Annotated in this window: 16 protein-coding genes; 10 read left to right on the top strand and 6 right to left on the bottom strand. The window is 72.3% G+C overall.

Annotated elements, in window-relative coordinates:
• Positions 1 to 277 precede the first annotated feature (277 nt).
• Positions 278 to 1,126, bottom strand: a complete 849-nt coding sequence (gene rsmI, locus AB0F04_RS15500; protein ID WP_362041638.1) for a 16S rRNA (cytidine(1402)-2'-O)-methyltransferase — start codon at positions 1,124 to 1,126, stop codon at positions 278 to 280.
• Positions 1,127 to 1,251: 125 nt separating this feature from the next.
• Here rsmI and AB0F04_RS15495 point away from each other — a divergent pair, with 125 nt between their 5' ends.
• The 3 genes from AB0F04_RS15495 to AB0F04_RS15485 all read left to right on the top strand — a co-directional run bounded on the left by AB0F04_RS15495 (position 1,252) and on the right by AB0F04_RS15485 (position 6,535).
• Entirely contained in the window at positions 1,252 to 3,000 is a 1,749-nt protein-coding gene (locus tag AB0F04_RS15495; RefSeq protein WP_362041635.1) for a phospholipid carrier-dependent glycosyltransferase, read from the top strand.
• 129 nt (positions 3,001 to 3,129) lie between these two features.
• Positions 3,130 to 4,764 carry a penicillin-binding transpeptidase domain-containing protein gene (locus AB0F04_RS15490; protein ID WP_362041632.1) on the top strand — a complete coding sequence of 545 codons (1,635 nt, stop codon included), beginning with the start codon at positions 3,130 to 3,132 and terminating at the stop codon, positions 4,762 to 4,764.
• 103 nt (positions 4,765 to 4,867) lie between these two features.
• A complete protein-coding gene (locus AB0F04_RS15485; protein ID WP_362041629.1) occupies positions 4,868 to 6,535 on the top strand; it encodes a penicillin-binding transpeptidase domain-containing protein in 1,668 nt (555 codons plus the stop codon).
• Between the two features lie 39 nt (positions 6,536 to 6,574).
• Here AB0F04_RS15485 and AB0F04_RS15480 read toward each other — a convergent pair whose 3' ends face one another.
• A complete protein-coding gene (locus AB0F04_RS15480; RefSeq protein ID WP_362041627.1) occupies positions 6,575 to 6,940 on the bottom strand; it encodes an SsgA family sporulation/cell division regulator in 366 nt (121 codons plus the stop codon).
• A 169-nt stretch (positions 6,941 to 7,109) separates the two neighbouring features.
• Here AB0F04_RS15480 and AB0F04_RS15475 point away from each other — a divergent pair, with 169 nt between their 5' ends.
• The 6 genes from AB0F04_RS15475 (at position 7,110) to AB0F04_RS15450 (ending at position 11,914) form a co-directional block, all read left to right on the top strand.
• Positions 7,110 to 8,168, top strand: coding sequence for an energy-coupling factor ABC transporter permease (locus tag AB0F04_RS15475; protein ID WP_362041624.1), 1,059 nt, complete (start codon positions 7,110 to 7,112; stop codon positions 8,166 to 8,168).
• Between the two features lies 1 nt (position 8,169).
• Positions 8,170 to 8,931 carry a cobalt ECF transporter T component CbiQ gene (gene cbiQ / locus AB0F04_RS15470; protein WP_362041621.1) on the top strand — a complete coding sequence of 254 codons (762 nt, stop codon included), beginning with the start codon at positions 8,170 to 8,172 and terminating at the stop codon, positions 8,929 to 8,931.
• Positions 8,919 to 9,686, top strand: coding sequence for an ABC transporter ATP-binding protein (locus AB0F04_RS15465; RefSeq protein ID WP_362041618.1), 768 nt, complete (start codon positions 8,919 to 8,921; stop codon positions 9,684 to 9,686). The genes cbiQ and AB0F04_RS15465 overlap by 13 nt, the downstream gene beginning before the upstream one ends.
• A gap of 10 nt (positions 9,687 to 9,696) precedes the next feature.
• A complete protein-coding gene (locus AB0F04_RS15460; RefSeq protein ID WP_362041615.1) occupies positions 9,697 to 10,158 on the top strand; it encodes a MarR family transcriptional regulator in 462 nt (153 codons plus the stop codon).
• A 102-nt stretch (positions 10,159 to 10,260) separates the two neighbouring features.
• A complete protein-coding gene (locus tag AB0F04_RS15455) occupies positions 10,261 to 10,707 on the top strand; it encodes an organic hydroperoxide resistance protein (RefSeq protein WP_362041612.1) in 447 nt (148 codons plus the stop codon).
• Positions 10,708 to 10,750: 43 nt separating this feature from the next.
• Complete coding sequence (locus AB0F04_RS15450; RefSeq protein WP_362041610.1) at positions 10,751 to 11,914, top strand: serine hydrolase domain-containing protein; 1,164 nt, start codon at positions 10,751 to 10,753, stop codon at positions 11,912 to 11,914.
• 6 nt (positions 11,915 to 11,920) lie between these two features.
• On the opposite strand, the gene AB0F04_RS15445 is transcribed toward AB0F04_RS15450, so the two are convergent.
• The 4 genes from AB0F04_RS15445 to AB0F04_RS15430 all read right to left on the bottom strand — a co-directional run bounded on the left by AB0F04_RS15445 (position 11,921) and on the right by AB0F04_RS15430 (position 14,314).
• Complete coding sequence (locus tag AB0F04_RS15445; RefSeq protein WP_362041608.1) at positions 11,921 to 12,196, bottom strand: DUF1876 domain-containing protein; 276 nt, start codon at positions 12,194 to 12,196, stop codon at positions 11,921 to 11,923.
• A gap of 72 nt (positions 12,197 to 12,268) precedes the next feature.
• Positions 12,269 to 13,114 (bottom strand): EamA family transporter, encoded by an 846-nt coding sequence (locus tag AB0F04_RS15440; RefSeq protein ID WP_362041606.1) that lies wholly within the window; start codon positions 13,112 to 13,114, stop codon positions 12,269 to 12,271.
• Positions 13,111 to 13,626 (bottom strand): YbaK/EbsC family protein, encoded by a 516-nt coding sequence (locus tag AB0F04_RS15435; protein WP_362041604.1) that lies wholly within the window; start codon positions 13,624 to 13,626, stop codon positions 13,111 to 13,113. Before AB0F04_RS15435 ends, AB0F04_RS15440 begins: the two co-directional genes overlap by 4 nt.
• Before the next feature lie 85 nt (positions 13,627 to 13,711).
• Positions 13,712 to 14,314: a TetR/AcrR family transcriptional regulator gene (locus AB0F04_RS15430; protein ID WP_362041602.1), complete on the bottom strand. Its 603-nt coding sequence runs from the start codon at positions 14,312 to 14,314 to the stop codon at positions 13,712 to 13,714.
• A 167-nt stretch (positions 14,315 to 14,481) separates the two neighbouring features.
• Between AB0F04_RS15430 and AB0F04_RS15425 the strand changes: the two genes are divergently transcribed.
• Positions 14,482 to 17,419 (top strand): PDZ domain-containing protein (locus AB0F04_RS15425; RefSeq protein WP_362041600.1); only part of this gene is annotated, 2,938 nt, incomplete at its 3' end.

Below are 17,419 nucleotides of genomic sequence, written 5' to 3'. Positions count from 1 at the left end.
GGCGTGAGGACGATTCCGTCCCCGCAACCCAGTGGACTCCTCAGCCGGACCGATGGCAGCAGACCTGTCGTCTGTTGGCCCCGATTTGGGCGTCCCTTGCCCCTGCGCCCCTTGCGCTTTGCCCACCCATGGGGCGCACGCTCAAACGACATGCGCCCTGCTCAGAGGGTGTTCAGCGCCCCCTTGGAAGCGCCCCGTCAGGGGGGCGGGGAACTGCGCGATCAACCACACGCAGCCCGCGCCCCGCAAACCACCCGGAGCCCCACCCCGAACCCGGTCACCCCGCCGCATTCTTCGCGGCGACCACCGCATCGAACACAACCCTCTTCGGCACCCCCGCCTCCACCGCCACCGCGGCGATCGCCTCCTTGCGCCGCTCCCCCGCTTCCTCCCGCACCCGGACCCGCCGCACCAGCTCCTCCGGCCCGACCTCCTCGGGCCCCTTCTCCGGCGCGCCCTCCACCACGACGGTGATCTCCCCGCGCACGCCCTCCGCGGCCCACGCGGCCAGCTCCCCCAGCCCGCCGCGCCGGACCTCCTCGTACGTCTTGGTCAGCTCCCGGCACACCGCCGCCCGGCGCTCGGCCCCGAACACCTCGGCCATGGCCGACAGCGTGTCGTCGAGCCGGTGGGGAGCCTCGAAGTAGACGAGCGTGCGCCGCTCCTCGGCGACCTCCCGCAGCCGCCCCAGCCGCTCCCCCGCCTTGCGGGGCAGGAACCCCTCGAAGCAGAACCGGTCGACGGGCAGCCCGGACAGCGCGAGCGCGGTCAGCACCGCGGACGGCCCGGGCACGGCCGTGACCCGCACGTCCCTCTCGACCGCGGCGGCCACCAGCCGGTATCCCGGGTCGGACACCGACGGCATGCCCGCGTCCGTGACGAGCAGCACCCGCGCCCCGCCCACCAGCTCCTCGACCAGTTCCGGCGTCCGGGCGGACTCGTTGCCCTCGAAGTACGACACCACCCGTCCCTTGGGAGTGACGTTGAGCGCCTGGGTCAGCCGGCGCAGCCGCCGCGTGTCCTCGGCGGCGACGACGTCGGCTCCGGCCAGTTCCTCGGCGAGCCGGGGCGGGGCGTCCGCGATGTCGCCGATGGGGGTGCCTGCGAGTACGAGGGTTCCGATCACGCCCCCATCCTCCCAGGGGCGGCGGGCGGCGACTCCTCCCAGGGGCACTCCTCCCAGGGGCGGACGATGCGGACGCATACGGCCATGCACGGGACTCACACAGAACGGTTCCCTACGATGGCGCGGTGACCAGTACCGCGTCCTCCACGGACACCCGTCAGGGCCAGGCGCCGCTCGACCAGCGGCCGTCCTGGCAGCAGCGGCTGCGCCGCTTCGGCTACCAGGGGCAGCCCGGCAGCGACGCCCGCGACGTCCGTGACCGCCTGGTGCCGCCGTACACCGAGCCCTCGCCGCGGCCGTGGGCGGCGCTCGGCATCCGGCACCCGCTCGCCGAACGGCTGGTGCGCTGGTCGGGCTGGATCGGCCCGCTGCTCGTCACGCTGCTGGCGGGGGTGCTGCGGTTCTGGAACCTGGGCAGCCCCAGGGCGGTGATATTCGACGAGACGTACTACGCCAAGGACGCCTGGGCGCTGGTCCACCGCGGGTTCGAGCTCAACTGGGACAAGAACGCCAACGACCTCGTCCTGTCCTCGGGCGGCCACGTCACGCTCCCGGCGGACGCGGCGTACGTCGTGCACCCGCCGGTCGGCAAGTACGTCATCGGGCTCGGCGAGCTGATGTTCGGCTTCGACCCCTTCGGCTGGCGGTTCATGACCGCGCTGCTCGGCACGCTGTCCGTGCTGCTGCTGTGCCGGATCGGCCGTCGCCTGTTCCGCTCCACCTTCCTGGGGTGTCTCGCGGGCGCGCTGATGGCGGTGGACGGCCTGCACTTCGTGATGAGCCGCACGGCACTGCTCGACGGCGTGCTGATGTTCTTCGTGCTGGCGGCGTTCGGCTGTCTGCTCGTCGACCGGGACCGGGCCCGTGCGAGACTCGCCGCCGCGCTGCCGCTGGACGAGGACGGCCGGGCCCGGCCCGACCGCCACACGGCCGAGACGGCCCGCCTGGGATGGCGCCCCTGGCGCTGGGCCGCGGGCCTGATGCTGGGCCTGGCCATCGGCACGAAGTGGAACGGCCTGTACATCCTGGCCGCGTTCTGCCTGATGGCGGTGTTGTGGGACGTCGGCTCGCGACGGGTCGCCGGAGCCCGTCACCCGTACTCGACGGTCCTCAAGCGCGACACGGGCCTCGCGTTCCTCGCCACCGTCCCGGTCGCCCTGGTCACCTACCTGCTGTCCTGGACCGGCTGGATCCTCTCCGCCACGAACGGCTCCGGCGGCTACTACCGCAACTGGGCCGCGACCAGCGGCAAGGGCGGCAACTGGACGTTCCTGCCCGACTGGCTGCGCAGCCTGTGGCACTACGAGCACCAGGTCTACGAGTTCCACGTCGGCCTGTCGTCGCCGCACACGTACCAGTCCAACCCGTGGAGCTGGCTCGTCCTGGGCCGGCCGGTGTCGTACTTCTACGAGTCCCCGGCCCCGGGCAAGGACGGCTGCCCCGCCGACGCGGGCGAGAAGTGCGCCCGCGAGGTCCTCGCGCTCGGCACGCCACTGCTGTGGTGGGTCGCCTGTTTCGCCGTGCTGTACGTCCTGTGGCGCTGGTTCTTCCGCCGGGACTGGCGCGCGGGTGCCATCGCCTGCGGCATCGCGGCCGGATACCTGCCCTGGTTCATGTACCAGGAGCGCACGATCTTCTTCTTCTACGCCGTCGTTTTCCTGCCGTTCCTGTGCCTGGCGGTGGCGATGCTGCTCGGCGCGATCATCGGCCCGCCCCGCTCCTCCGACACCCGCCGCGTCGCGGGCGCCACGGCTGCGGGCGTCCTGGTCCTCCTGATCACCTGGAACTTCATCTATTTCTGGCCGCTGTACACCGGCCAGGCCATCCCGATCGACGACTGGCGGTCGCGGATGTGGCTGGATACCTGGGTTTGATCTGTGTTCGGTCAAAAATCGAAACGCCTGTCCCGTTAGCAACCGCTTACGCATAGAGTGCTCCCGGGATCGAGCTTTCTGAACGCGTTCAAAGGAGCGCGGAAGGCTCAACGGGGAGGGGACGTCCCGATGAGCAAGGGCGTCAAAGCCGCCGTCATAGGCGGCGTGTTCGCGGTGATGGTGGGTGGGGCCGGCTACGGCGCCTACAACATCATGAGCGCGTTGAGCGGTGACGGGGGCGGCGCGGGCGGGGTCGCCGCGGAGAAGCGGTCGGGGCCGCCCGGCGAGGACGAGGTCAAGGAGACCACGGCCGCGTTCTTCAAGGCCTGGCAGACCGGAGCGTCCGCGAAGGCGGCCTCGTACACCAACAACGACGCGGCCGCCGAGCAACTGCTCAGCGCCTTCGCCGACGATGCCCACATCACCGATGTGAAGATCACGCCGGGCGCGCCCCGGGGCACCACCGTGCCGTACGCGGTGAAGGCGAAGGTGGCCTACGACGGCACGTCCCAGCCGCTGAGCTACCGCAGCGAGCTCAAGGTCGTGCGCGGGCTCACCACGGGGCGTGCGCTCGTCGACTGGCAGCCGTCCGTCGTGCACCCCGAGCTGAAGAAGGGCGACACCCTCGTCACCGGGACATCGGCCACCCCGCCCATCGAGGCCGTCGGCCGCGACGGCTCGGAGCTGACCAAGGAGAAGTACCCCTCGCTCGGCCCGATCCTGGACGCCCTGCGCGACAAGTACGGCGAGGAGGCCGGCGGCACCCCCGGCATCGAGCTGGTCGTCCGGCACGACGGCGACGGCGCTCCCGACACCCCGCTGCTCACCCTCGCCAAGGGCAAGCCGGGCAAGCTCACCACCACGATCAGCCCGAGCGCGCAGGCGGCCGCCGAGAAGGCGGTCAAGCGGTTCGCCCAGTCCTCGGTGGTCGCCGTCAAGCCCAGCACCGGCGAGGTCCTGGCCGTGGCCAACAACCGCACGGACGGCTTCAACGCGGCGTTCGAGGGCCAGTCGGCACCCGGCTCCACCATGAAGATCATCACCGCCGCGATGCTCATCGACAACGGCGTGACCTCGATGAACGGCCCGGCACCCTGCCCCGACACCGCCGTGTGGCAGAGCCAGACGTTCAAGAACCTGACCGGTATGAAGCCCGACGAGAGCGCCACGCTGGCCAACAGCTTCATGCGGTCCTGCAACACCGCCTTCATCAAGCTCATCGACGAGAAGCCGCTCACGGACGCCTCGCTGACCCAGGAGGCGGAGAACCGCTTCGGGCTGGGACAGGACAACTGGAAGACCGGCATCGTCTCCTTCGACGGCAGCGTGCCCGCGGTCGACGGGCCGGACCGGGCGGCGGGCGCCATCGGGCAGGGGCAGGTCCAGATGAGCCCGCTGAACATGGCCTCGGTCACCGCGACCGCCATCACCGGAGCCTTCCGCCAGCCCTACCTGGTCTCGCCGGAGCTGGACGGCCGGGAACTGGCACAGGCCGAGGGCCTGCGGTCGAGCACCGCGAGCCAGCTCAGGCAGATGATGCGACTCACCGCCACGCAGGGCACCGCCACGCAGGCCATGCGCGGACTCGGCGGTGACATCGGCGCCAAGACGGGATCCGCCGAGGTCGACGGCAACGCCAAGTCCAACAGCTGGTTCACCGGATTCCGCAACGACGTCGCGGCGGCGGCCATGACCGAGGAGGGCGGCCACGGTGGCGACGCGGCCGGGCCGATTGTCGCAGCCGTGCTACGAACCGGTGGCTGATCTCACCTTCGGAGAACGGGACTCTAGGGTGGTGGCCGTCGTTGGGACATGGGACAGCTGAGGGCGACGGGGACCCTGGGGAACCGCGGAGGAAAGAACAGCAGTGGGCAACAGAAGGCGCGTCGCCGAGCGACGGAAGACGAGACCCGCCGTGATCGGCGGGATGATCGCCGTGGTCGTCGCGGGCGGCGGAGCCGGTGCCTACGCGCTGTTCGGCGGCGGTGCCGCCGCCGACGACGGGTCGCGGGCGGCGGACCGGAAGGCCGAGGTCAGGACCGGCCCGCTGTCGCCGGCCGAGGTCACCACCACCGCCACCGCCTTCCTCACCGCCTGGCAGTCCGGAAAGGTCACGCAGGCCGCCGCGGCCACCGACGACCCCTCCGCGGCCCGTCCGCTGCTCACCGGCTACAGCAAGGACGCCCACATCAAGGACGTCACCCTCACCCCGGGCAGGCCCGCCGGTGACAAGGTGCCGTTCTCCGTCAAGGGCACGGTGTCCTACAAGGGCACCGACAAGCCGCTGACGTACGACAGCGCCCTGACCGTGACGCGCCGCACCTCCGACGGAAAGCCCCTCGTCGACTGGCACTCCGCGGTCGTCCACCCGGACCTGAGGGACGGCGACACCCTGGTGACCGGTGAGGCCGGCACGCCCCCGGTCAAGGCCCTCGACCGGGACGGCGGGGAGCTGACCACGAAGAAGTACGCCTCCCTCGGTCCGGTCCTGGACGGACTGCGTGAGAAGTACGGCAAGGAGGCCGGCGGCAAGGCCGGTATCGAGCTGCGGGTCGTGCGCGGCAAGGCCGCCAAGGCCAACGACCTCTCCGACAAGACGCTGCTGGAGCTGAGCGAGGGCACGCCCGGCACGGTGAAGACCACGCTGGACCCGGCCCTGCAGGCGGCGGCGGAACAGAAGGTCGCGAAGAAGGCCAGGTCGTCGGTGGTCCTGCTGCGGGTGTCGACCGGCGAGATCCTGGCCGCGGCCAACGCCTCCCCCGGCTTCAACACCGCCTTCCAGGGCTCCCTGGCCCCCGGCTCCACGATGAAGGTCATCACCTCGTCGCTGCTGCTGGAGAAGGGCCTGGCCTCGGCGGACAAGAAGCACCCGTGCCCGAAGTACTTCACGTACGGCCACTGGAAGTTCCAGAACGACGACAAGTTCGAGATCAAGAACGGCACCTTCAAGGCGAGCTTCGCGCGGTCCTGCAACACGGCCTTCATCAGCCAGGCCCCGAAGCTGAAGGACGACGACCTGACCAAGGAGGCCCAGCAGGTCTTCGGCCTGGGGCTGAACAACTGGGCGATCGGTGTGCCGTCCTTCGACGGCGCGGTTCCGGTGCAGTCGGCGGCCCAGATGGGCGCCTCGCTGATCGGGCAGGGCGGGGTCCGCATGAACCCGCTGAACATGGCGTCGGTGTCGGCGACGGTCAAGTCCGGCACCTTCCACCAGCCCTACCTGGTCTCCCCGGACGTGGACGGACGCAAGCTGGCCAAGGCCTCCCGCACCCTGCCGGCGAGCACCCTCTCCCAGCTGCGGGAGCTGATGTCGTACACGGCCGCGTACGGCACGGCGGCGGAGGCGATGGCCGGGGTCGGCGGCGACGTCGGCGCGAAGACCGGGTCCGCCGAGGTCGACGGGCAGAAGAAGCCGAACGGCTGGTTCACGGCCTACCGGGGCGACCTGGCCGCCGCGGGCGTGGTCCAGCAGGGCGGGCACGGCGGCTCGACGGCGGGTCCGATCGTGGCGGCGCTGCTGAAGCTGGGCGGCTGAGCGCGGCGCTCGACGGGGGACGGGTTCCGAGCGCGGGGCTCAGTGGGTGACGGGTTCCGCGGCGGCCATGTAGGTCCGCCGCAGGAACCGCAGCAGTGCCTGCCGCTCGAACTGCACCACGGACACGCCCTCCGCGGTGTGGAACTCGACGACGACCTGCACCCTGCCGCAGGGCCACACCCGCACCTCGCCGCTTCCGGCGGGGGCCCGCAGCCCCTCCTCCAGCAGCTCGCGGCCGAAGGTCCACTCGCCGCCACCGGCCCCGGGCAGCGCCATCCGCACCTTGCGGGGGTCGTGGTCGGGGTCGTACCGCAGCCTGACCGGTACCGCCTCCAGCTCGTCGACGAGTGGGACGGCCGCGTCCGAGACGATGTGGGCTCGCGCGTACTGCTCGACTACGGACATCGGACGGCCCCTTCACCGTGCGCAATCCGAGTGGAAACCGTGCGTCCACTCCTTCTCCAATGTCGCATATTTTCCGGATTGCGCCCGTGGAGCCGTATATACCCCGGCGTGAGGTAAGACGAGCCTCACGCTCTTGCAAATCGTTCGCATCAAGCCACATCATCGAACGGTGCATGTACCTGACGGATTCATCAACGCGCCCACCTCCGCCGCCACCGGTGTGATCGCCGCGGGCGCCGTCGCCGTGAGCCTGCGCGGCGCGCGCCGGGAGCTCGACGAGCGCACAGCGCCGCTGGCCGGACTCGTCGCGGCGTTCATCTTCGCCGTGCAGATGCTGAACTTCCCCGTCGCGGCGGGCACCAGCGGCCATTTGCTCGGCGGTGCGCTGGCGGCGATACTCGTCGGCCCCTGCACCGGGGTCCTGTGCGTCTCCGTCGTCCTGCTGATGCAGGGCATCCTCTTCGCCGACGGCGGTCTGACCGCGCTCGGCGTGAACATCACCAACATGGCGATCGTCACGACGGTCGTGGCCTACGCCCTCTTCCGCGGCCTGGTGAAGGTGCTGCCCCGCACCCGCAGGTCGGTCACCGCGGCCTCCTTCGTCGCCGCCCTGGTGTCCGTCCCGGCCGCCGCGCTGGCCTTCACGCTGATGTACGCGGTCGGCGGCACCACCGACGTCTCGATCGGCAAGGTCGCCACCGCCATGGTCGGCGTGCACGTCCTGATCGGCATCGGCGAGGCGGTGATCACCGCGCTCACCGTCGGCGCGGTCATCGCCGTCCGCCCGGACCTGGTGTACGGGGCACGCGGTCTGACGCAGAAGCTCAAGCTGCGGGTGAACGGCGAACTCGTCGACGCGCCCGAGGCCGAGCCCGTCCCCGTGGCCGCCCGGACCTCGCACCGCAAGGTGTGGGCGGCGGGCCTGGTCACCTCCCTCGTGCTGGCGGGCTTCGTCAGCTTCTACGCCTCGGCGAACCCCGACGGCCTGGAGAAGGTCGCCGCGGACCACGGCATCGACAAGAAGACCGAGGAGCACTCCACGGCCGGCTCCCCGCTCGCCGACTACGGCGTCGAGGACGTCGACGACGCCCGTCTGTCCGGGGGGCTGGCTGGCGTGATCGGCGTGGGCGTCACGGTGGTCGCCGGTACCGGGGTGTTCTGGGTGGTGCGCCGCCGCCGCACGCAGGACACGTCCCCGTCGGACACGACGAGCCTGACGGGCGTCTGACATGGGAGCGGGTCACGCGCACAAGCTGTACCGGCACGGGCACTCGCCCGTGCACGGCCTGCCGCCGCACACCAAGCTCGCGGCCGTGTTCGCCTTCGTGGTGGTCGTGGTGTCGACGCCGCGCGAGGCGATGTGGGCGTTCGGGCTGTACGCCGTGCTGCTCGGCGCCGTCGCGTACGTAGCGCGCGTGCCCGCCGGTTTCCTGCTCCGGCGGCTGCTGATCGAGGTGCCGTTCGTCGCGTTCGCGGTGCTCATGCCGTTCGTGGCGGAAGGCGAACGGGTCGACGTCCTCGGACTGTCCCTGAGCGTGAACGGCCTGTGGGGCGCCTGGAACGTGCTGGCCAAGGGCACGCTCGGCGTCGCGGCCTCGGTGCTGCTGGCCGCCACGACCGAGCTGCGCGAACTGCTGCTGGGCCTGCAGCGCCTCAAGCTCCCGCCGCTGCTCGTGCAGATCGCGTCGTTCATGATCCGCTACGGCGACGTCATCACCGACGAGATGCGGCGCATGCGGATCGCCCGGGAGTCACGCGGCTTCGAGGCGAGCGGCGTCAGGCACTGGGGCGTCCTCGCCAAGTCGGCGGGTGCGCTGTTCATCCGCTCCTACGAGCGCGGCGAGCGCGTGCACCTGGCCATGGTCAGCCGCGGCTACGCCGGCTCCATGCCCGTCATCGACGAGGTGACCGCGTCCCGGGCGCAGTGGTCGTACGCCCTCGCCCTGCCCTGCGCCGCTCTGCTCGTCTGTCTGCTGGGATGGTCCCTGTGACTGCTTCTCTGGAGGTCTCCGGCCTCGCTTTCGCCTACCCCGACGGACACCAGGCCCTCTTCGGCGTCGACTTCTCGGTCGCGCGCGGTGAGCGGGTCGCGCTGCTCGGTCCGAACGGCGCAGGCAAGACGACCCTCGTCCTGCACCTCAACGGCATCCTGACCGGCGGCGCCGGCACGGTGACGGTCGCCGGGCTGCCCGTGGACCGGCGGAACATGGCCGAGGTCAGGCGCCGGGTCGGCATCGTCTTCCAGGACCCGGACGACCAGCTCTTCATGCCGACGGTCCGCGAGGACGTGGCGTTCGGGCCCGCGGCGGCCGGGCTGAAGGGCCCCGAGCTGGAGGCCCGTGTCGAGCGGGCGCTGGAGCGGGTCGGCATGGCGGAGTTCAAGGACCGCCCGCCGCACCACCTGTCGTTCGGGCAGCGCCGCAGGGTGGCCGTCGCGACCGTGCTGGCGATGGAGCCGGAGATCCTCGTCCTGGACGAGCCGTCCTCCAACCTCGACCCGGCCTCCCGCCGCGAACTGGCGGACATCCTGCGCTCCCTGGACGTGACCGTGCTGATGGTCACGCACGACCTGCCCTACGCGCTGGAGCTGTGCCCGCGCTCCCTCGTCCTCAGCGACGGGGTGATCGCGGCCGACGGGCCGACCGGCGAGCTGCTCTCGGACGAGGAGCTGATGCGGGCCCACCGCCTTGAGCTGCCGTTCGGCTTCGACCCGCGTTCCGTCCCGGCGGCTCCGGCCCGTCCGTGACAATGGGCGCGTGACGAACGAGGAGAGCGACGGATCGCTGCTGCTGGACGAGCAGCTGTGCTTCGCGCTGTACGCCGCACAGCGCGCGGTGACGGCGGCGTACCGCCCGCTCCTCGACGAGCTGGGCCTCACCTACCCCCAGTACCTGGTGCTGCTGGTCCTCTGGGAGCGCGGCGAGACAGCGGTCAAGGATCTGGCCGCGGCCCTGCGCCTGGACTACGGCACGGTCTCGCCGCTGCTGAAGCGGCTGGAGGCGGCCGGTCTGGTACGGCGTGAGCGGTCGGCCCGGGACGAGCGCTCGGTGCTGGTGGCCCTGACGGGGCGCGGGGAGGAACTCCGGGAGCGGGCCGGCCGGGTGCCCGGTGCGCTGCTCACGGCGACCGGGCTCGATACGGAGGAGGCCGGGCGGCTGCGCGAGGAGCTGTGGCGGCTGGCCGGGCGGGCGGAGACGGCGGCGGACCGGGCCCGCTGAGGGTTACCGCCGGTTGCCCACCCCTGACAACACCCCCCTTGTTACCGGCCAGTACCTTGTGCACGATGTATTTGTGCACACTTGGTTCCGGGGGAGGACAGCATGACTGACGGCCCCGCCGTCGACACCCGCCCGACGAAGATCATGTACGTGGCGGAGGCCACCGCCCACGGCGGCCGCGAGGGCTATGTGACCAGCCAGGACGGTCAGCTCGACCTCAGGGTGGCCATGCCCCCGCAGCTCGGCGGCGACGGCAACGGCACCAACCCGGAACAGCTCTTCGCGGCCGGCTACAGCGCCTGCTTCCACAACGCCCTGATCCTCGTCGGCAACCGCGAGGGCTACGACCTGTCCGGCTCCACGGTCGCCGCGAAGGTCGGCATCGGCCCCAACCAGCAGCGCGGCTACGGTCTCGCGGTCGCCCTCAGCGTCTCGCTGCCGGTCGTCGACGCGGACCTCGCGACCCGGCTGGTGGACGCCGCCCACGAGATCTGCCCGTACTCGAACGCGACCCGCGGGAACATCGACGTGACCATCCTGCTTGGCTAGGGGGGAGCACGACGAGCACAGCGGCGAGACGAGGAGTACGGGCGTGGACGTGCACGGCACTGTGGCCGAGGGCTTCGAGCCGGTGAGGGACGCGTTCGTACGGAACTTCGAAACGCTCGGGGACCGGGGAGCGGCGGTCGCCGTCTACCGGGACGGCCACAAGGTCGTCGACCTGTGGGGCGGCACGAAGGACGTCGACGGCACGGCCCCCTGGGAGCGCGGCACGGCCCAGGTCGTGCGCTCGGCGACCAAGGGGGTTGCCGCCGCCGTACTCCTGCTGCTGCACCAGCGCGGGCAGCTGGACCTGGACGCGCCGGTGGGGCACTACTGGCCGGAGTTCAAGGCGCGGGGCAAGGAGCGGGTGCTGGTCCGGCACGTGCTGAACCACCGCGCCGGGCTGCCGGTCCTCGACCGGCCGCTCACCCCGCGGGAAGCCCTCGACCCGCTGAAGGGCCCGGAGGCCGTCGCCGCGCAGGCCCCCGTCTGGGAGCCCGGCACCGACCACGGCTACCACGCGCTCACCTACGGCTGGCTGGTCGACGAACTGGTGCGGCGCGTGACCGGTCAGGGCACCGGGCAGTGGCTGGCGTCGCAGATCACCGGCCCGCTGGGGCTGGACCTCTGGCTCGGCCTGCCGGAGTCGGAGGCCGGCCGGGTGGGGCGGGTGGGCCGCGTCGAGGGAGCCGAGCCCGCCGGCGGCCTGCGGGCCCGCCCCAAACGCTCGGTCACCGAGGCCTACGAGGACCCCGCCTCCCTCTCGCGCCGGGCGTTCGCCGCGATCTCCCCGTTCCCGGACCAGAACGACCCCGCCTACCGGGCGACCGCCCTCCCCGCGACGAACGCCATGGCGACGGCGGACGGACTGGCCCGTTTCTACGCGACCCTGATCGGCGACACGGCCGGTGCCGGGCGCCTCTTCTCCCCGGAGACGGTGGATCTGGCCCGGGCCGAGGAGTCGGCGGGCCCCGACCGGGTCCTGGTGGTCGGCACCCGCTTCGGCCTCGGCTACATGCTGCACGGCAGCGCGTCGCCGTTCCTCACCCCGGGCTCGTTCGGCCACCCGGGCCGCGGCGGCGCCCTCGGATTCGCCGACCCGGAGACCGGGATCGCCTTCGGCTACGTCACCAACGGCTTCCGCAAGACGGTGACGGCGGACCCGCGGGCGCAGGGACTGGTGCGGGCGGTGCGGGGCGTGCTGGACCTCTAGAAGCGTCTATACGTGGATGGGGTGCGATGTCCGCCCGGACGCCTGGTCGATCTCCTCGTGGGCTTTGGTCAGCAACCGCATGGCGAGTTCGTTCAGCGCCCTCGCCCCGGCGATCTCCTCCCCGACCCGGGGTTGATTGGCATCGGTCCGGTGCCGGCTCGCGTGCCCGTGCGCCCGTACCTCGGTGCCGTCGGGCAGGCGGACCATCGCGGCCGCGCGCGTGTGCTGGTCGTCCTCCGTGAACTCCATCTCGACGTGCCACCCCACAGCGGTGTGCATCATGACGATCACCTCCGGAACGCTTAATTCCAGGGTGCTCCTCGCACCGGCCGGACGCACCCGCCTGACGGGCCCCTATCCGGCGTGCAGCATCAGCCCGATCCCCACGACGAGCAGCCCGGCCGCCGCGATCCTCGGCGCCCCGAACCGCTCCTTGAAGAACACGGCCCCGATCGCCGCGCCCACGATGATCGACGACTCGCGCAGGGCCGCGATGGGAGCGAGTTCGGCCCGGGTCTGGGCCCACAGGACGAGCGCGTAGGCGGCCACGGACAGCGCGGCGCCGGTCAGCCCGACCCCGGTGAAGGGCCGCAGCACGGCGACGGTCCCCCCGCGCCGGCGCCACACCGCGTACGCCGGGATGACCACCCCCTGGACCGCCATCAGCCAGGCGATGTACCCGAGGGAGGACCCGGAGGCCCGCACGCCGAGACCGTCGACGACGGTGTAGACCGCGATGGTCAGTCCGGTCGCCAGGGCCGCTCCGATCGCCGCCCAGTCGGGCCGCCGCCCGCGCAGCCCCCACAGGGCGACCCCGGTCAGCCCCGCGCAGGACAGGGCGATGCCGGCGGCGGCCCACCCGTCGGGCACCTCGTGCGCGAAGAGGGCGGCGAGCAGGGTCACGACGAGGGGCGCGGTGCCCCGGGCGATGGGATAGGCCTGCCCGAAGTCCCCCAGCCGGAAGGACTTCATCAGCAGGGCGTAGTAGGCGATGTGGACGGCGGCGGAACCGAGCAGGTACGGCCAGGCCCCGGCTGCCGGGAACGCCACGAACGGCGCCAGGGCCAGCCCGATGACCATCCCGCCGCCGGAGATCAGCGCGAAGCCGACGAGCTTGTCGGTGATCTTGTGAGCGATGGCGTTCCAGCCGGCGTGGGTGACCGCGGCGAGCAGGACGGCCGCGGTGACCAGAGGGGTCACGAGATGTGCTCGCGCACGTCCACCAGGGTGCCGTCGGCGTACTTCACCAGGTCCGCGGGGGCCATGGGGAACACGGTGTACGGCGTCCCGGCCGCGGCCCAGACGACGTCGTGCTCCAGCAGGGACCGGTCGGCGAGCACCCGGGTCCTGGTCCGGTGCCCGAAGGGCGGCACACCGCCGATGGCGTACCCGGTGGTCTCCCGCACGACGTCGACCTTGGCCCGGGTGACCTTGCCGGCGCCGAGTTCCCTGCGGACGAGTTCGAGGTCGACCCGGGAGGCGCCGTCCATGAGCACGAGCACCGGGACGGTGTCCGCGGCGAAGATCAGCGACTTGCAGATCTGGCTCAGCTCACACCCGACCGCGGCGGCTGCCTCGGCGGCGGTACGGGTGGCGTCCGGGAAGCGGCGGACCTGACTCACGAGGTCCCCGAGCCCGAGCTCCCGCAGGGCTTCGGCGAAACGGGGATGAGCTCCGGAGCTCCCGGCGTCCGTGGCGGCTGTCGTCGTCATGGGGAGCACGGTAGTGGTCCGTGTAGGGCGCACGCGAGTGGGTTCGGAGCGCGCGGGCGCGGCTCGTCGCCGGCCGGCGGAGACGCTACCGGGCGGGTACGCCGAGGGCGGGGAGGACCACGGCGTCGATGTACGAGGTGACGAAGGCCGCCGTCGGAGGCCGGTCGTCGATGATCGCGCGGGTGACGATGGCGCCGAGCATCATGTGCATCACGAACTCCAGTGCCGGGCAGTCCGCGCGGACCTCGCCCCGGTCGACGGCCCGCTGGAGCACGCGTCGCGAGTCCGCGATCTCCGGCTCGATGATCTGGCTCCGGAACTCGCTGCGGAGATCGGGGTTGGCGTGCATCGCCGTGGCCAGGCCGCGCATCAGCGCGCCGTTCTGCTCCATCTCGGCGTCGTCCGCACGCGCCAGGAGGGCGTGGAAGTCGCCGCGCAGCGAACCGGTGTCGACCTCGTCGAGGTTCTTCACCGGCTTGTTGTGGCGGAGCGCCTTGACGACGAGCTGGGCCTTGCCGCCCCACTGGCGGTAGAGGGTGGCCTTGCTGGAGCGGGTGCGCGCGGCCACGGCGTCCATGGTGAGGGTGTCGTAGCCGACTTCGCGGAGCAGGTCGAGCACGGCGGTGTAGAGCTCGGCCTCACGCTCGGGGGTGATCCGGCTGCGACGTGCGGCGGCGACTTCGGTCATCCCTCTCGCCCTCCTGCTCCGAACGACACGGTTTCGTACGTCACGAATGTAGCGCACCCCCTCAAGAAACGAAACGGTTTCGTACGGGTAACGGTGGCCCACCCCAGGCCACCAGCGAGCTCCTGCCCTGAGTTGCCCGGGTTTGCCCCCGGGCCAAGCATGAGGACGTGACCTATCTGCGTCTGCCGCACCTCCATGACGACCTGCTGTGCTTCGTGGCCGAGGACGACCTCTGGCTCGCCCCGCTCGACGCCCCCGGCCGGGCCTGGCGGCTCACCGTCGACCGCACCAAGGCGGGTCACCCGCGCTTCTCACCCGACGGCCGGCACCTGGCGTACACGAGCTGGCGCAGCCTGGTGCCCGAGGTCCACGTCGTCCCCGTGGACGGCGGGCCGGGCCGCCAGGTGAGCCACTGGGGCAGCGCCGACACCCGGGTCTGCGGCTGGACCCCGGAGGGCGAGATCCTGGCCGTGGCCTCGCACGGCGAGCCCTTCTCCTACTTCACCTGGGCCTACAAGGTCGGCCCGGAGGGCGACCCGGGCCGCAAGCTGCCCTGGGGGCCGGTCTCCGACATCCAGGTCGCCGACGTGGCCGGGGAGCGCAAGTCCCTCCTGCTCACCGGCACCCCACCGCACGAACCGGCCTCCTGGAAGCGTTACCGGGGCGGCGCGACGGGCCGGCTCTGGCTGCACGGCGAACGGCTCCTGGAGGGCATCGGAGGCCACCTGCACTCCCCCATGTTCGTCGGCGGCCGCATCGCGTTCCTCTCCGACCACGAGGGCGTCGCCAACCTCTACTCCTGCGCCTACGACGGCTCCGGGCTGCGCCGGCACACCGACCACGACGCCTTCTACGCCCGGCACGCCGCCAGCGACGGCACCCGGGTGGTGTACCAGTGCGGGGGCGACCTCTGGCTGGTCGACGACCTGTCCCCGGACTCCGAGCCGCGCCGGCTGGACGTGCGGCTGAGCGGGCCGCGGGCCGGGCGGCGGCCCTACCAGGTGGCGGCGGCCCGGCACCTCGACGGGCTCTCCGTCGACGAGACCGGGCGGGCCAGCGCCGTCGTCGTGCGCGGCAGCCTGTACTGGCTGACCCACCGGGACGGCCCGGCCCGCACCCTCACCGACACCCCCGGCGTCCGGGTGCGGCTGCCGGAGATGCTCGGCGGCAGCGGACGGGTGGCGTACGTGACGGACGCCGAGGGCGAGGACGCGATCGAGATCGCCTTTCTGCCCCGGGCGAGCGGCGACCGGGCACCCCGGCGACTGGCCCCGGGCGGGCTGGGCCGCGTGCACGAGCTGGTGTCGGACCCGGAGGGCGAGCGGCTGGCGGTCGCCTCGCACGACGGCCGGCTCCTCCTCGTGGACGTCACGGAGGGCAGCGGCGGCGAGGTCACCGAGCTGATCCGGTCGGTCAACGGCCCCGTGCGCGACCTCGCGTTCTCCCCGGACGGAGGGTGGCTCACCTGGTCGCACCCGGGCATCGGGCGGACCCTGCGGCAGATCAAGATGGCCCGGCTGGCCGACCGGCTGATCGTCGACGTCACGGGCGGCCGCTTCGAGGACGAGAACCCGGTCTTCACCAGCGACGGCCGCTATCTCGCCTTCCTGTCCTGGCGCGGCTTCGACCCCGTCTACGACGTGCACACCGGCGACCTGTCCTTCCCGCTGGGCTGCCGCCCGTACCTGGTGCCGCTGTCCTCCGCGACGCCCTCCCCGTTCGCCCTGAACCCCGAGGGCCGCCCGGCCGCCGGTGGCCTGGACCCCGTCGAGGACGACGTCGACGGCGACCAGGGGGCCGCCGTGACCGTCGAGGTGGAGGGGCTGGAGAGCCGCGTCACGCCGTTCCCGGTGACCGCCTCCAAGTACTCGGCGCTGCGCCCGGTCGCGGGCGGCGGGCTGGTGTGGCTGCGCTGGCCGATCTCCGGCGCCCTCGGGGAGACGTTCGCCAACCCCGACGACACCAGCGGCCGCCCCACCCTGGAGCACTTCGGCATCACGAAGGCCAGGAAGTCCGAACTCGCCCAGCACCTCGACTGGTTCGCCGTCAGCGGGGACGGCAGCCGGCTGGTGATCGTCGACGAGGGCGAGCTGCGCGCGGTCCCGGCCAACGAGCAGGGCGACAGCGACTCCACCGTGTGGATCGACGCGCGCCGCATCCTGCACACGGCCGACCCGGCGGCGGAGTGGCGGCAGGCCTACGAGGAGGCCGGCCGGCTGATCCGGGCCTACTTCTGGGATCCGGGCATGTGCGGCATCGACTGGGACGGGGTGCTGGAGCAGTACCGTCCGCTGGTCGAACGGGTCGCCTCCCCCGACGAGTTCGCCGACCTGCTGCGCGAGGCCCTCGGTGAACTGGGCACGTCCCACGCCTACGTGACCGCCTCCCGGCGCAACGAGGGCCCGCCCCACTACCAGCGCCGGCAGGGCCTGCTGGGCGCCAACTTCGTCCGCAGGGAGCGCGGCTGGACGGTCAAGCGGATCCTGCTCGGCGACTCCTCCGACTCCAAGGCCCGTTCCCCGCTGGCCGGCACGGGCATCCGGGAGGGCGCGGTCCTCACCCACGTGGACGGCCGCCCGGTGGACCCGGACACGGGCCCGTACCCCCTGCTGGCCGGCGCGGGCGGTACGACGGTGGAGCTGACCTTCGAACCGGCGGAGGACCTGGCGGGGGTCGCGGCACCGGACACGGCGGGGGCCGCGGCGGGAGCTTCGGCACCGGACACGGCGGAGGTCACGGCGGGGGCTTCGGCACCGGACACGGCGGAGGTCACGGCGGGGGCTTCGGCACCGGACACGGCGGAGGTCACGGCGGAGGCTTCCGCACCGGACACGGCGGAGGTCACGGCGGAGGCTTCCGCACCGGACACGGCGGAGGTCACGACGGGGGCTTCGGCACCGGACACGGCGGAGGTCACGGCGGAGGTCACGGCGGAGGCTTCGGCACCGGACACGGCGGGGGTCGCGGCGGGTGCTTCGGCACCAGACTCGGCGGAGGTCACGGCGGGGGCTTCCGCACCGGACACGGCGGAGGTCACGGCGGAGGCTTCCGCACCGGACACGGCGGAGGTCACGGCGGAGGCTTCCGCACCGGACACGGCGGAGG

It is taken from the genome of Streptomyces sp. NPDC029041 (assembly GCF_040637515.1).
Taxonomy (GTDB): Bacteria; Actinomycetota; Actinomycetes; order Streptomycetales; family Streptomycetaceae; genus Streptomyces.
Note: the sequence above shows the minus strand (reverse complement) of the source record. Positions and strands in the feature narration are given on the sequence as shown.

Bases quoted from the DNA above. Each gene is read 5' to 3' on its own strand.
- AB0F04_RS15455 (WP_362041612.1), top strand. From the start codon at position 10,261: ATGACTGACGGCCCCGCCGTCGACACCCGCCCGACGAAGATCATGTAC.
- AB0F04_RS15445 (WP_362041608.1), bottom strand. From the start codon at position 12,196: ATGATGCACACCGCTGTGGGGTGGCACGTCGAGATGGAGTTCACGGAG.
- AB0F04_RS15480 (WP_362041627.1), bottom strand. From the start codon at position 6,940: ATGTCCGTAGTCGAGCAGTACGCGCGAGCCCACATCGTCTCGGACGCG.
- AB0F04_RS15430 (WP_362041602.1), bottom strand. From the start codon at position 14,314: ATGACCGAAGTCGCCGCCGCACGTCGCAGCCGGATCACCCCCGAGCGT.
- AB0F04_RS15435 (WP_362041604.1), bottom strand. From the start codon at position 13,626: ATGACGACGACAGCCGCCACGGACGCCGGGAGCTCCGGAGCTCATCCC.
- cbiQ (WP_362041621.1), top strand. From the start codon at position 8,170: ATGGGAGCGGGTCACGCGCACAAGCTGTACCGGCACGGGCACTCGCCC.
- AB0F04_RS15465 (WP_362041618.1), top strand. From the start codon at position 8,919: ATGGTCCCTGTGACTGCTTCTCTGGAGGTCTCCGGCCTCGCTTTCGCC.
- AB0F04_RS15490 (WP_362041632.1), top strand. From the start codon at position 3,130: ATGAGCAAGGGCGTCAAAGCCGCCGTCATAGGCGGCGTGTTCGCGGTG.